Source organism: Limnobacter sp. (assembly GCF_964228395.1).
Classification (GTDB): domain Bacteria; phylum Pseudomonadota; class Gammaproteobacteria; order Burkholderiales; family Burkholderiaceae_B; genus Limnobacter.
Genome location: NZ_CAXQZX010000098.1, coordinates 55,781 through 70,827 on the forward strand (window position 1 = coordinate 55,781; position 15,047 = coordinate 70,827).

Annotated in this window: 10 protein-coding genes; 8 read left to right on the forward strand and 2 right to left on the reverse strand. The window is 57.1% G+C overall.

Annotated features, from left to right (window positions below; translation table 11 throughout):
- From ACEQU8_RS08170 to ACEQU8_RS08180, 3 genes are all read left to right on the forward strand, one after another.
- A complete protein-coding gene (locus ACEQU8_RS08170) occupies positions 1-708 on the forward strand; it encodes a transposase (RefSeq protein ID WP_370262844.1) in 708 nt (235 codons plus the stop codon).
- Positions 709-892: 184 nt separating this feature from the next.
- Positions 893-5,614, forward strand: a complete 4,722-nt coding sequence (locus ACEQU8_RS08175; RefSeq protein WP_370262845.1) for a glutamate synthase-related protein — start codon at positions 893-895, stop codon at positions 5,612-5,614.
- Between the two features lie 40 nt (positions 5,615-5,654).
- Positions 5,655-7,142, forward strand: a complete 1,488-nt coding sequence (locus ACEQU8_RS08180) for a glutamate synthase subunit beta (RefSeq protein ID WP_370262846.1) — start codon at positions 5,655-5,657, stop codon at positions 7,140-7,142.
- A gap of 90 nt (positions 7,143-7,232) precedes the next feature.
- On the opposite strand, the gene ACEQU8_RS08185 is transcribed toward ACEQU8_RS08180, so the two are convergent.
- Entirely contained in the window at positions 7,233-8,123 is an 891-nt protein-coding gene (locus tag ACEQU8_RS08185) for a mechanosensitive ion channel family protein (protein ID WP_370262848.1), read from the reverse strand.
- Positions 8,124-8,171: 48 nt separating this feature from the next.
- On the reverse strand, positions 8,172-11,063 hold the full coding sequence (gene uvrA / locus ACEQU8_RS08190) for an excinuclease ABC subunit UvrA (RefSeq protein WP_370262849.1): 2,892 nt from the start codon (positions 11,061-11,063) through the stop codon (positions 8,172-8,174).
- Positions 11,064-11,176: 113 nt separating this feature from the next.
- Here uvrA and ACEQU8_RS08195 point away from each other — a divergent pair, with 113 nt between their 5' ends.
- From ACEQU8_RS08195 to ACEQU8_RS08215, 5 genes are all read left to right on the forward strand, one after another.
- Positions 11,177-12,442: an MFS transporter gene (locus ACEQU8_RS08195; RefSeq protein ID WP_370262851.1), complete on the forward strand. Its 1,266-nt coding sequence runs from the start codon at positions 11,177-11,179 to the stop codon at positions 12,440-12,442.
- 13 nt (positions 12,443-12,455) lie between these two features.
- A complete protein-coding gene (gene ssb, locus ACEQU8_RS08200; RefSeq protein ID WP_370262852.1) occupies positions 12,456-12,950 on the forward strand; it encodes a single-stranded DNA-binding protein in 495 nt (164 codons plus the stop codon).
- A gap of 142 nt (positions 12,951-13,092) precedes the next feature.
- Complete coding sequence (locus ACEQU8_RS08205) at positions 13,093-13,836, forward strand: sigma-70 family RNA polymerase sigma factor (RefSeq protein WP_370262853.1); 744 nt, start codon at positions 13,093-13,095, stop codon at positions 13,834-13,836.
- Positions 13,837-13,863: 27 nt separating this feature from the next.
- Positions 13,864-14,526, forward strand: a complete 663-nt coding sequence (locus ACEQU8_RS08210) for a fumarylacetoacetate hydrolase family protein (RefSeq protein WP_370262854.1) — start codon at positions 13,864-13,866, stop codon at positions 14,524-14,526.
- Positions 14,526-15,047: a DUF411 domain-containing protein gene (locus tag ACEQU8_RS08215; protein ID WP_370262906.1), complete on the forward strand. Its 522-nt coding sequence runs from the start codon at positions 14,526-14,528 to the stop codon at positions 15,045-15,047. Before ACEQU8_RS08210 ends, ACEQU8_RS08215 begins: the two co-directional genes overlap by 1 nt.

Genomic DNA, 15,047 nt, shown 5'->3' on the forward strand with positions numbered 1-15,047 from the left:
ATGGCTCGGCAGGCAAGGCTGTTTATACCCGATTGCCCCATGTTGCTGGCACTGCAGGGCTTGGCGGGCCAGCGCGTTTTCAAAACCCGCGAGGCGTTTGCGCTGTTTCATCGTTTGTTACCAGAAAGTGCCCAAGCCGAGGGGGTGGCTTTGCATGCATACTGCCTGGTGCCCGACTCTGTGATGTTGCTGCTCTCGGCGGGTGAGGCCAACCAAGCGGGGCGTTTTGTGCAACACCTGAACCGGCATTTTTCCCCGGCGGTGCGGGCCTTGCAAACCATTGAGTACAACGCGCTGTGGGAAGCGCGTTTTAAATCGACCGTGGTTCAACCGGGCCCCAGGGCGCTGAAGGCATGCCTGTACGTGGAGCAATTGGCGATTCGGCAGGCGGGTGCGCACGACTTGGCCACTTACCCTTGGAGCAGTTTTGCTGCCCATGCAGGCGTCGTGAACGAGCCATGGCTGAGCGATCTTCCCCTGTACTGGCAACTGGGCAATACGCCGTTTGAACGGCAAACCCGATACCGCCAATTCAGTGAGCATGGTCTGGGTCAAGACGAGCAAATCGAATTGCAAGCCTGCCTCAACAAAGGTTGGTTGTGGAGCGACGATGCCTTTTGTGCTCAGGTTCAAGACCTGGCCAACCGCCCGGTTCGTCCACGGCCTCGCGGCAGACCTTCTTCAAAATCAAACAATTGCACTGCTTAGGTGCATTTGTTGTTGGTGTGTCCCTATTTATTGTCCCCGCCAAACCTGGGGCTTTTGAAAATAGGGTCAGACCCCTTTTATTTTTCTTGAGTCCATCGCCGCAGTGCAGTAAAGTGTGCAACGACCTGAAATCGGGGGTTTGTTGCGCCTTGTTGGCTTGCCGCCCCCTCATTGGAGAATGCAGATGCAAGACATTCGAACACTGGCCGAACAAAAAGGCATGTACTCCGCCGCCAACGAACACGACGCTTGCGGCGTGGGTTTTGTGGCGCACATCAAGGGCAAGCGTACTCACGAAATCGTCGAGGGCGGCCTAAAGATTCTTGAAAACCTGGACCACCGGGGTGCTGTCGGTGCAGACCCCTTGATGGGCGACGGTGCCGGTATCCTGATTCAGATTCCCGACGCATTTTTCCGCGAAGAAATGGCCAAGCAGGGCGTGGCGTTGCCGCCGGCTGGTGAATATGGCGTGGGCATGTTGTTCCTGCCCAAAGAAACCGCTTCGCGTATTGCCTGCGAGCAGGAAATTGAGCGTGCAATCAAAGCCGAAGGCCAGGTGTTGCTGGGCTGGCGCGATGTGCCTGTAAACCGCGACATGCCCATGAGCCCCACGGTGCGCGCCAAAGAGCCCGTGATTCGCCAGGTGTTTGTGGGCCGTGGTCGCGACATCATGGTGACCGATGCCCTGGAGCGCAAGCTGTACGTCATCCGCAAGCGCGCAGTGCACGCCATCAAAAACCTGAACCTGGCGCACGGCACCGAATATTTCAGCCCCTCCATGAGCGCCCGCACCATTGTGTACAAAGGCCTGTTGCTGGCCAACCAGGTGGGCGAATACTACATGGACCTGCAAGACAAGCGCTGCGTGTCCGCTCTGGCCTTGGTGCACCAGCGTTTTTCGACCAACACCTTCCCAGAGTGGCCTTTGGCCCACCCCTACCGCATGCTGGCCCACAACGGCGAAATCAACACCGTGAAGGGCAACTTTAACTGGATGCGCGCGCGTGAAGGCGTCATGAAGAGCGCCGTGCTGGGCGACGATCTTCAAAAACTCTACCCCTTGATTTTCGAAGGCCAGTCCGACACGGCCTGTTTCGACAACTGTCTGGAATTGCTGGTGATGGCCGGCTACCCCATTGCACAGGCCATGATGATGATGGTGCCTGAGGCCTGGGAACAGCACACCCTGATGGACGACAACCGCCGCGCCTTCTACGAGTACCACGCTGCGATGATGGAGCCCTGGGATGGCCCCGCCGCCATGGCATTCACTGACGGCAAACAGATTGGTGCCACGCTGGACCGAAACGGTTTGCGCCCAGCCCGTTACATCGTGACCGAGGACGACCTGGTTGTGATGGCATCGGAATCTGGCACCTTGCCCATTCCCGAAAGCAAGATTGTGAAGAAGTGGCGTCTGCAGCCAGGCAAAATGTTCCTGATCGACATGGAAGCTGGCCGCATCATCAACGACGACGAGCTGAAGAGCCAACTGGCCAACGCCAAGCCTTACAAGCAGTGGATCGACACCATTCGCATCAAGCTCGATGAAGTGGATGGTCAGCCCGAGCCTGTGCAGCCCACCGAGACCTTGCTGGACCGCCAGCAGGCCTTTGGTTACACCCAGGAAGACCTGAAGTTTTTGATGGCCCCCATGCTGCAAAACGGCGAAGAGGCCACGGGCTCCATGGGCAACGACAGCCCATTGGCGGTGATGTCCAACAAGCTCAAGCCCCTGTATAACTACTTCAAACAGTTGTTTGCCCAGGTAACCAACCCACCGATCGACCCGATCCGTGAAAACCTGGTGATGAGCCTGAACAGCTTTATTGGCCCCAAGCCCAACTTGCTGGATTTGAACAACATCAACCCGCCCATGCGCCTTGAAGTGGCACAGCCCGTGCTCACCTCCAAAGACATGGCCAAGATCCGCAACATTGAAGAATTCACGGGTGGCAAGTTCAAGAGCCACGAGCTGAACATTTGTTACCCCGTGGCCTGGGGCAAAGAAGGCATTGAGGCCCGCATTGCCTCCCTGTGTGCCGAAGCTCGCGATGCTGTCAAGAACGGTGTGAACATTTTGATCATCACCGACCGCCACATGAACCGCGACAACGTGGCCATTCCTGCTTTGTTGGCCCTGTCGGCCATTCACCAGCACCTGGTGAAAGTGGGCCTGCGCACCAGCACTGGCTTGGTGGTAGAAACCGGCTCTGCCCGTGAAGTGCATCACTTTGCCTTGCTGGCGGGTTATGGTGCCGAGGCAGTGCACCCCTACCTGGCCATGGAAACCATTGCCGACATGAGCAAAGGCCTGCCAGGCGAGTTGAGCCCCGAGAAGGCGGTGTACAACTACATCAAGGCTGTGGGCAAAGGCCTCATGAAAGTGATGTCCAAAATGGGCATCTCCACTTACATGAGCTACACCGGCGCGCAAATTTTTGAAGCCGTGGGCCTGAACCAATCGTTTGTAGACGCCTACTTTGGCGGCACTCCCACCAAGGTGGAAGGCATTGGCGTGTTTGAAGTGGCTGACGAAGCCATTCGCATTCACCAAGCTGCATTCAGCCCCGACCCTGTGTTGGCCGGTGCCCTGGATGCAGGTGGCGAGTACGCTTGGCGCACCCGCGGTGAAGAGCACATGTGGACCCCCGATGCGATTGCAAAGTTGCAGCACTCCACACGCAGCGGCACCTACAACACCTACAAAGAGTACGCGCAGATCATCAACGACCAAAGCAAGCGCCACATGACCCTGCGCGGCTTGTTTGAATTCAAGATTGACCCCAGCAAGGCCATTCCCATTGAGGAAGTAGAGCCCGCTGAAGAAATCGTGAAGCGCTTTGCAACGGGTGCAATGTCTTTGGGTTCCATTTCAACCGAAGCACACTCCACCCTGGCCGTGGCCATGAACCGCATTGGCGGCAAGAGCAACACCGGTGAAGGTGGCGAAGACCAAAAGCGCTACGTCACCGAACTGCGGGCTGGCTTGGACAAATTTGGTCCCGGCAACGGCCCCATCAAAGAAGGCGCCACACTCAAGAGCGAGCTGGGCGATGTGGTGGTGGCAGACTTCCCCCTGAAAAAGGGCGACAGCCTGCGTTCCCGCATCAAACAAGTGGCCTCAGGCCGCTTTGGTGTAACCGCTGAATACCTCACCTCGGCCGATCAAATCCAGATCAAAATGGCCCAAGGTGCCAAGCCCGGTGAGGGCGGTCAGCTGCCCGGTGGCAAGGTGTCTGAGTACATTGGCAAGTTGCGTTACTCCGTGCCTGGCGTGGGCCTCATCTCCCCACCCCCGCACCACGACATCTACTCCATCGAAGACCTGGCCCAACTGATTCACGACCTGAAAAACGTGAACAGCCAGGCATCGATTTCGGTCAAGCTGGTGTCTGAAGTGGGTGTGGGCACCATTGCTGCCGGTGTGTCCAAGGCCAAGGCCGATCACCTGGTGATCGCTGGGCAAGACGGTGGTACAGGTGCATCGCCTGTGTCTTCCATCAAGCACGCAGGCACCAACTGGGAACTCGGCTTGGCCGAAACCCAGCAAACCCTGGTATTGAACGGCTTGCGTGGTCGCATCCGCGTTCAAGTGGATGGTCAAATGAAGACCGGCCGCGACGTGGTGATTGGTGCCATGTTGGGTGCAGATGAATTTGGCTTTGCCACCGCACCGCTGGTGGTTGAGGGCTGCATCATGATGCGCAAGTGCCACTTGAACACCTGCCCCGTCGGTGTGGCCACCCAAAACCCAGAGCTTCGCAAGAAGTTCACCGGCAAGCCAGAACATGTGGTGAACTACTTCTTCTTCGTGGCCAATGAAGTGCGTGAAATCATGGCGCAGCTGGGCATTCGCAGCTTCAACGAGCTGGTGGGCCGCGCCGACCTGCTGGACATGAAGAAAGGCATCACCCACTGGAAAGCCAAGGGCCTGGACTTCAGCCGTCTGCTGTGGGTGCCCACCGGCACCACCGAGCCGCTGTACCACACCGGTGAGCAAGACCACGGCTTGGACAAAGCCCTTGACCAGAAGCTCATCAGCATGGCCAAGCCAGCGCTGGACAAAGGCGAGCGCGTGTCCTTCATTACCCCAATCAAGAACGTGAACCGCACCGTGGGTGCCATGTTGTCGGGCGAAGTGGCCAAGAAATATGGCCACGAAGGTTTGCCAGACGACACCATCCACATTCAGTTCACCGGCACGGCCGGACAATCGTTTGGTGCCTTCCTGGCCCACGGCATCACGGCCGATTTGGTGGGCGAAGGCAACGACTATGTGGGCAAGGGTTTGAGTGGTGGCCGAATTATTGTGCGACCCACCAACGACTTCCGTGGCGCAGCCGAAGAAAACATGATCGTGGGCAACACCGTGCTGTACGGCGCGATTGCCGGTGAGGCATTTTTGAGCGGCGTGGCTGGAGAGCGTTTTGCCGTGCGCAACTCGGGTGCTGCAGCCGTGATCGAGGGCACTGGTGACCACGGATGTGAATACATGACCGGCGGCACCGTGGTGGTGCTGGGTGAAACCGGCCGTAACTTTGCCGCAGGCATGAGCGGCGGCATTGCCTATGTGTACGACATCGATGGCCTGTTTGCCAAGCGCTGCAACCTGGCGCAGGTGGAGCTGGAGGCCGTGGTGCCCGCCAACGAGCAAGAAGCCCTGGGCAATAAAGAAATTTGGCACAGCCTGGCCCGTGGCAGTGAACGCCAGCCTGATGAAGTGATTCTGAAAGGTTTGGTCGAACGCCATGCCCGCTACACCGGTAGCGAGCGTGCCAAGGAAATTCTTGAAAACTGGTCAACCGAACGCAAAAAGTTTGTGAAGGTGTTCCCAAGTGAATACCGCCGCGCACTGAAAGAACTGTACGTGGCCGCACAAACCAAAGCAGAAGTTGCAGCCTGATCACAACCTGGCACATCGCCTGAGTATGAGGATTTAAGAAATGGGAAAAGTCACAGGTTTTATGGAATTTGAACGCTTGAAGGAGGCCAGCGAGGCCCCCGAAAAGCGCGTAAAACATTACAAAGAGTTCGTGATCACGCTGAGCGACGACGAAGCGAAGATACAAGGTGCACGTTGCATGGACTGCGGCATTCCGTTTTGCAACAACGGCTGCCCGGTCAACAACATCATCCCTGACTTCAATGACCTGGTGTACAAGCAAGACTGGAAAAATGCCCTGGCCACGCTGCACAGCACCAACAACTTCCCGGAGTTCACCGGCCGCATTTGCCCGGCACCCTGCGAAGCCGCTTGCACCTTGGGCATTCACGAAGAGCCCGTTGGCATCAAAAGCATTGAGCACGCCATCATCGACAAAGGCTGGGAAAACAACTGGGTGGTGCCTCAAGTACCAGCCCAAAAAACCGGCAAGAAAGTGGCCATTGTGGGCTCTGGCCCTGCAGGCATGGCCGCTGCGCAACAGTTGGCCCGCGTGGGGCACGATGTGACCGTGTTCGAAAAGAACGACCGCATCGGTGGCCTGCTGCGCTACGGCATCCCCGATTTCAAGATGGAAAAGCATCACATCGACCGCCGCGTTGAGCAAATGCAAGCCGAGGGCGTGACCTTTAAAACGGGCGTGTTTGTGGGCGAAAAACTGGCCGAAGGCGGCATCACCAACCTGGCCAAAGAAACAGTGACCCCCAAAGAATTGCTCAAGCAGTTTGATGCGGTCATTTTGACCGGTGGGTCTGAAGTGCCGCGTGATTTGCCCGTGCCTGGTCGCGAGCTGAAAGGCGTGCACTTTGCCATGGAGTTTTTGCCCCTGCAAAACCGGGTGAATGCGGGTGACAAGCTGAAAGATCAAATTCTGGCCACCAAGAAGAATGTGCTGGTGATCGGTGGTGGTGACACAGGTTCTGACTGCGTGGGCACCTCCAACCGCCACGGTGCCAAGCAAGTGGTGCAAATTGAACTCATGCCCCAGCCGCCCGAGCAAGAAAACAAGCCTTTGGTTTGGCCCTACTGGCCCATGAAGATGCGCACTTCTTCTTCTCATGAGGAAGGCGTGGAACGCGATTGGGCGGTGACCACCAAGAAGTTCATCGACGATGGCAAGGGCAATGTAAAAGCTGCCCTGTGTGCCAGAGTGGAATGGGTCAAAGACGACGCCACCGGTCAAATGAAGATGCAAGAAATTGCAGGTTCTGAGTTTGAGATCCCTGCGGACCTGGTTTTGTTTGCCATGGGCTTTACCAACCCAGCCAAGAGCGTTCTGGACGCTTTTGGGGTGGAAAAAGACAACCGCGGCAACGCCAAGGCCACCACCGATGGTGAGGGCTGCTACCGCACCAACGTTGACAAAGTATTTGCTGCAGGCGACATGCGTCGTGGGCAATCTTTGGTGGTGTGGGCCATTCGCGAAGGCCGCCAGGCTGCGCGCGAAGTGGACGAGTACCTGATGGGTGCCACGGTGCTGCCGCGTTAAACAGCAGCACCGACGTGTCTGGAGCAACTGCCCAGACACAAAAAAGCCGCTGTAAATACAGCGGCTTTTTTTATGGGTACAACCCAGGTTTTACGCCTTGCTGCCCTCGATTTTGGCGGGCTCTGCATCACCTCGATACAGCGTGAGGTGGGGGAAGGGGATTTCAATGCCCACTTTGTCAAACGCAGCTTTAATTCGTTTGAAGTATTCGCGGCGCAAGGCCCACTGGTCACCCGGAGTGGTTTTGAAACGCACGCGAAGCGTCACAGCCGAGTCGGCGAGCGCTTGAACGCCCATCACGGAGATCGGCTCCAGGATCTTGGATTTCAATTCTTCATCCTCCGCCATTTGCTCGCCAACGGTTTGCATCACTTTGAGCGCTGAATCCACATCTTCTTTGTAGGCGATGCCAACCTCAATCAAAGCGTAAGCAAAATCCATGGTGGAGTTTGTCACAGAGCTGATTTGACCGTTGGGTACAAAATGCACATTGCCCTGTGCATCACGCAGACGAACGTAGCGAAGCGTCACGTTTTCCACGGTGCCGGACTTACCACCGATTTCAACAAAGTCCCCAGCGCGAATTTGGTTTTCAATCAGCAGCACCACACCGGTGAAGTAATCCTTCACCAGGCTTTGTGCACCAAAACCCACAGCCAAACCGACCACACCGGCAGCAGCCAGCACGGGTGCAATCGAAATTCCAATCGTACCCAGCGCAATCAAAGCACCCAGCAGCAAAATCACCACGTTGGCAATGTATTTCAGCACGCGGGTGAGCGTTTCAACACGCTTCTGGTCGTCCAGTGTTTTGCCACGGCTTTGCATGCGGCCGCCCACGCGGTCGATGGCCGCTTTAACAATGCGCAACACCACAAGGGCAGCAATGATCACCACAACGAATTTGGTGGCTTGCAGGCCCAGCTCCAACAATTTGGATGGTTCGATGTACTTAAAGAGTGTTTCGAGTTGTTCGTTCATGGTACTCCCACAGCTATGATGAACCCCCTATTGTACACGACCCAATTTTTAGGCTCTTTTCGACGGTTTTTCGCGCGGTTTGGCTGGTTTTTCGTCGTTAATAAAACGAGCCAAAAATTTGCCTGTGTGGCTTTCGGGGTTGCCTGCAATGTCGGCCGGGGTGCCCTGTGCAATCAGTTGGCCTCCGTTGTCGCCACCCTCGGGGCCCATGTCCAAAATCCAGTCGGCACATTTGATCACATCCAGGTTGTGTTCAATCACCAGCACGGTGTTGCCTTGTTCCACCAGTGGGTTGAGCACTTTTAGAAGCATGGCAATGTCGTGGAAATGCAGGCCCGTGGTGGGCTCATCCAAAATGTAGAGGGTTTTGCCGGTGTCGCGCTTGGACAGTTCAAGCGACAGCTTCACCCGTTGCGCTTCCCCGCCAGACAAGGTCGTCGCGGATTGGCCCAGGCGAATGTAGCCCAGCCCAACATCGATCAAGGTTTGAAGTTTTCGGGCAATCGTGGGCACCGCGGCAAACACGGCCAAGGCTTGTTCCACTGTGAGCTCAAGCACCTCGGCGATGTTTTTTCCGCGGTATTGAATCTCCAGGGTTTCGCGGTTGTAGCGTTTGCCATGGCACACGTCGCAGGGCACGTACAGATCGGGCAAGAAGTGCATTTCCACCTTGACCACGCCATCGCCCTGGCAGGCTTCGCAGCGGCCACCCTTCACATTGAAGGAGAAGCGCCCCACGTCGTAGCCTCGCTCGCGGGCGGCAGGCACGCCGGCAAACAATTCTCGAATGGGGGTGAACAAACCTGTGTAGGTGGCCGGGTTGCTGCGTGGGGTGCGGCCAATCGGGCTTTGGTCCACTGCGATCACCTTGTCGAAGTGCTCCAGGCCACTGATGTGGCTGTGAGGGGCGGCTTCGCTGTGGGCGCGGTTCAATTGCCGGGCGGCCTCGGCCAGCAGCGTGTCATTGATCAGAGTGGACTTGCCCGAACCAGACACGCCCGTGACGCATACAAACAGCCCCACAGGGATACTCGCTGTGACGTCTTTCAGGTTGTTGCCTGTGGCATGGTGAATGGTCAACATTCGCGCGGGGTCAGCTTGGCGCAGCGGGCTTAAGCGTTCAATGCGACGCTTGCCACTGAGGTATTGGCCGGTCAGGGATTCCGGGCTGGCCAGTATTTCTGCCGGCGTGCCCTGTGCCACCACCAAACCCCCATGCTCGCCCGCGCCAGGCCCCATGTCGACCACGTAATCCGCGCAGCGTATGGCGTCCTCATCGTGCTCCACCACCAGCACCGTGTTACCCAATTGCTTGAGCCGCAACAGCGTGTGTATCAGCCGATCATTGTCGCGTTGATGCAGGCCAATTGAGGGCTCATCCAGCACATACATCACGCCGGTCAGGCCCGAGCCTATTTGGCTGGCCAGGCGAATGCGCTGGCTTTCCCCGCCGCTGAGCGTATCTGCGCTGCGGTTCAAGGTGAGGTAATTCAGGCCCACATCGTTCAAAAACTGAAGCCGGGCTTTGATTTCGCTCACGATTTTTTCTGCAATTTGCCCCTTGGCCCCTTGCATGTGAAGAGTGCTGAAATACTCCAGGGCCTTTTGAATGGGCAGCTCGGTGATGTGGTGCAGGGCTTTGCGCTGCTCACCGTCACCCACAAACACATGGCGCGCGCCTGGCTTCAAGCGTGATCCACCACAGGCCTGGCATGGCCGCACCGACAGCATTTTGCCCAGCTCCTCGCGCACCGCTTGTGAATCGGTGTCGCGGTGGCGGCGGGCCAGGTTGTTGGCGATGCCCTCAAAGGCGTGGGTTTTGGCCACCGGTTTGCTGCGTTCGCTCAGGTAGGTGAATGTAATTTCTTCACTCCCCGAGCCATAAAGCACCACCTGTTGCACGTCTTCAGGCAATTCCTTCCAGGGCGTTTCGAGGTCGAAGCCATAGTGCGCCGCCAGGCTTTGCATCATTTGGTGGTAAAGGGCGTTGCGCCTGTCCCAACCACTGATGGCGCCTGCCGCCAGTGACACATCCGGGTGGGCGACCACCTTGTGGGGGTCAAAAAAACTTTCATGGCCAAGGCCATCGCACACCGGGCAGGCCCCGGCCGGGTTGTTGAACGAAAACAAGCGCGGCTCAAGTTCAGTCAGGCTGTAGTCACACACAGGGCAGGCAAATCGGCTAGAGAACACCGTCTCCACGCCGGTGTCCATGTTCACCGCCACGGCCTTGCCATCGCTTAAGCGAAGCGCGGTCTCAAAGCTTTCAGCCAGGCGTTGCCGAGCATCGGGGCGCACCTTCAGGCGGTCGATGACCACATCCAGACTGTGCTTGTGGTGTTTATCCAAGCCCTGTAGCCGGTCAAGTTCCATTACCTGGGCCTCGCTTTGGCCAGATGCTTTCAGACGAATCCGCACAAAGCCTTGGGCGCGCAGGTCGTTGAGCAGCTCGCTGTGTTCGCCTTTGCGTTGGTTAAGCACAGGGGCCAGCACCATCACCTTGCTTTCCTCGGGCCAGGCCAGCACCGTGTCCACCATTTGGCTCACGGTTTGAACACTCAGTTCTTCGTCATGTTCCGGGCAGCGTGGCGTACCAGCCCGCGCAAACAGCAAACGCAGGTAGTCATGAATTTCGGTCACCGTGCCCACGGTGGAGCGCGGGTTGTGGCTGGTGGCCTTTTGCTCGATCGAAATTGCGGGAGACAGGCCCTCGATCAAATCCACATCCGGTTTTTCCATGAGCTGCAAAAACTGGCGGGCGTAGGCCGACAGGCTCTCGACATAGCGGCGCTGGCCTTCAGCGTAGAGTGTGTCAAAGGCCAAGCTGGATTTGCCCGAGCCAGACAAACCGGTGAGCACCACCAAGCTGTCTCGAGGCAGGTCCAGAGAAATGTTTTTCAGGTTGTGCGTGCGTGCGCCACGAATGCGAATGGAGTTCATGCGGTGCTACTTCGGTTAACTGCGGCCAACCTGATACTATAGACGGTTTCCGGTTTTCACGCATTTGGTTTGGCCTAAGCTTGGCCAACGCTTGCCCGTACAGTCTTCAGCCCATGCGCAGTTCCACCAACCCAGCCAACCCCTTTGCCATGCTGCCCGCCGAGCGGCGAGCCGCTGGCTGGCTGGCCAGCATTTACGCGCTTCGCATGTTCGGCATGTTCATGATCCTGCCCGTGTTTGCCTTGCATGCGGCTGGCATGCCCGGGGGCGACAACCTCAGCCTGGTGGGCTTGGCCATGGGCATTTACGGGTTGGCGCAGGCCTGCATGCAAATTCCACTGGGCTGGGCCTCCGATCGCGTGGGGCGCAAACCCATCATTGTGGCTGGTTTGTTGCTGTTTGCTGCAGGGTGTTGGTTGGGTTATGTGGCCACCACCGTGGAGCAGTTGGTGTGGGCCCGGGCGCTTCAAGGGGCAGGGGCCATTTCGGCGGCTTTGTCGGCGCTGCTGGCCGATGTCACCCGCGATGAAGTGCGCTCAAAAGGCATGGCCATGATTGGTGCATCCATTGGGGTCACGTTTGCTTTGTCGCTGGTGCTGGCGCCGGTGCTTTACCAGTGGCTTGGTTTGAGCGGTTTGTTTGGCATCACCGGCGTGCTCAGTTTGCTGGCCATTGCCGTGGTGTTGCGTTTGTTGCCCACGCCCGCCTTGCATGCCCAAGTGCCCAAGTTGCAAGGGGGATGGCAGGCCACGCGCGCGGTGTTGCTTCAGCCTGATTTGCTGCGGCTTAATTTGGGCATTTTTACTTTGCACCTCACGCAGATGGCCTTGTTTGTGGTCGTGCCCAGCCTCTTGGTCAGCGGCTTGGGCTTGCCTTTGGCCCAGCACTGGAAGGTGTATTTGCCCGTGGTGGTGGGGTCATTTGTGCTCATGGTGCCCCTCATGGTGTGGGCCGAAAAGCAAGCCAAAACAAAGCTCGTAAAATTGGGCGCCATCGCTTTGATGGCCTTGGTGATGTTGGGTTTGGTGCTCGCCAACCAGCATGGCTGGGCCGTGGTGGCGCTGCTGTTGGCCTACTTCGTGGGGTTCAATCTCCTGGAGGCCACGCTTCCCTCGTGGGTGTCACGAGTGGCACCCCTCACTCACCGGGGTTTGGCGCTCGGTGTATATAATACTTCTCAAGCGTTGGGGCTTTTTGCCGGTGGCGCCCTGGGTGGTTTGGCATACCGCCATTTGGGTGCGCAAGGCGTGTTCGAAGGCGTGCTGCTGCTGGTGGTGTTGTGGTTTTTGCTGGTGCGTGGCATTGCCGCGTTGCCGCCCCGCAGCGCCAACACCCCGCCCGCGTCCCCCAGCCCCACTTCAACCCAACACAGCATTTAGGAGCAATTCACACATGGCCTCTGTTAACAAAGTCATTCTGGTCGGCAATCTCGGTAAAGACCCAGACGTGCGTTACCTGCCCGATGGTGGCGCCGTGGTCAATTTGGCCTTGGCCACCTCCAGCAACTGGAAAGACAAAAACACAGGCGAGAAGCGCGAAGAAACCGAATGGCACCGCATCGTGATGTACGGGCGATTGGCTGAAATCGCAGGCGAATACTGCAAAAAAGGCCGCTCCATTTATGTGGAAGGCCGCTTAAAAACCCGCAAGTGGCAAGACCAGCAAGGTGTAGACCGTTACACCACCGAGATTGTGGCCGACCAAATGCAACTGCTGGGCGGCCGCGATAGCGGCGGAAGCGGTGGCGGTGGCGGTTCTTATGGTGGTGGCGACGATTTTGAGTCTTCTCCAGCCCCGGCCCGTTCCTCGGGTGGTGGCATGCGTTCTACGCCACAGCGCCAGGCGCCCCAAAGCGTGGCCGACTTGGATGACGACATTCCGTTCTGATTTAATTCGCTTGTTTTTTGGTGTCCCTCAAAAGCAGCCCCATTTTTAGGCTAACCCCAACAAGCCCGCCACTTTTTAAGTGATGCATCTTCCCTTTTGAATCTGGAACTCTTTGAGTAATGGCATTCAAAAGGAGCTCATCATGGACGATGCTGAATGTCGCCAAATTTCAGCCAGCGAGCTTGAAATGGTCAAGGCCATTGCCCGCAAAGTGGCTTGGTGCACGGGGTTTGCAGACCTGAAAGAAGATTTTATTCAAGAGGGGCTGATGGGGCTTCTGGAGGCCAAAGCCCGCTATTCGCCCAAACAAGGGTGCCTTTTTGAAACCTACGCATCCCATCGAGTGCGGGGCGCCATGTTTGACTATCTTCGTCACCAAGACCACTTAAGCCGGGGTGCGCGGTGCGTCCTTAAACAGGTCGATCGGGCTCGAAGCAAGCTTCAGCACACAGCGCTTAGAAGTGCAACATCCAAAGAAATAGCGGCGGCCTTGGGGGTTTCTGTTAACTCTCTTGGCAGGTCACTGTCGCAAACGTCCATTCACCTGGTTTCAAAAGATCAACAAGACTTTGATCAACTCGGCGATGTTGATTTTGACGGGTCGCCAGATACCTTGGATTCGGTGGAGTGCCAGATGTTGAAGACCGAAATTCAGCGCAAAATAAAGCTCTTGGACAACCGAGAACAACAGGTGCTGGCCTTACGCTACTGGGAAGACATCAGCTACGTTGCAATGTCGGAAAAGCTCAACATAAGCCCATCGAAATGCCAGCAATTGCACAACCGGGCTTTGGGTAAAATACGCCAGTCAGTCAACCACTGCGACGCTGGTGCACCCGTTTTGTCAATCAATGATGGCAGCAATTCAAAGCGTGTAGCACACTAGGGGCGTTGCATTCTTTGGAGCTCATTCATGGCCCACGTTGCCTTGCATGCCAGCCAGACCCGCGCCGTTGAAGTGCGCAACATTTATTGCATCGGTCGCAATTACGCGGCTCACATTGCCGAGTTGGGCAATCGCCCCGAGGAAGACCCGGTGGTGTTCATCAAACCCACGTCGGCCCTGCACATTCCCGGGCATCCCATCCGTTTGCCCAAACATTCTAATGAGGTGCATTACGAGGCCGAGTTGGTGCTGCTGATTGGGCAGGGCGGCAAGCATATTGCTGAGGAAGATGCTTTGGCCCACGTGGCGGGGTATGGGCTGGGGCTAGACCTCACTGCGCGTGACCTGCAAACCAAGGCCAAAAAAGGCGGCCTGCCATGGGCTGTGGCCAAGGGTTTTGATTGTGCCGCCACAGTGACCTCGTTTGTGGCCACAGATCACATTGGTCAGCCGCAGCACATGGAGTTTCAGATGTATTTGAATGGGCAGCTAAAGCAACATGGCGACATTCGCAAAATGTTGTTTCCCATCCCGTTCATTGTGCGTTACTTAAGCGAGGTGTTTACCTTACAGCCGGGTGATTTGATTTTTACGGGAACACCCGAGGGTGTGGGCCCTCTAAGCCCCAAAGATGTGGTGCGCCTGGTCTTGCCCGGGCACATTGATACCAGTTTTGATGTTGAAGGATGATGCTTTTGAAAACCCGATTTAAACCAATACTCAAGCCCACCGCTTTGGCGTTGTGCCTAAGCGCAGCAAGCTTGCTGGCCGCGTGCAGCAAAGAAACCGCCGTGATCGACGGGGCCTCCCTGGTGCAGGCCAGCCAGCAGATTGAAGTGTGGAAAACCCCCACCTGCGGCTGCTGTGCCGATTGGGTTGAACACCTTCGTGCCAACGGCTTTGAGGTCAAGGTGAACGACGTGCAAGACACCGGCTCCTTCAGGGCTGCCTTGGGCATGCCACAAGACTACGGCAGTTGCCACAGTGCCAAAGTGGGTGACTATGCCATCGAAGGCCATGTGCCCGCAGATGACATCAAAAAGCTGCTTGCCCAACAACCCGATGCTGTGGGGCTGGCCGTGCCTGGCATGCCCTTGGGGTCCCCGGGCATGGAACACCCGGACATGCCCAACAAGCGCCATGCCTATGATGTGTTGCTGGTGGGCAAATCTGGAGAAGTAAGCTCTTATACCCACTACACCGCGCAGTAA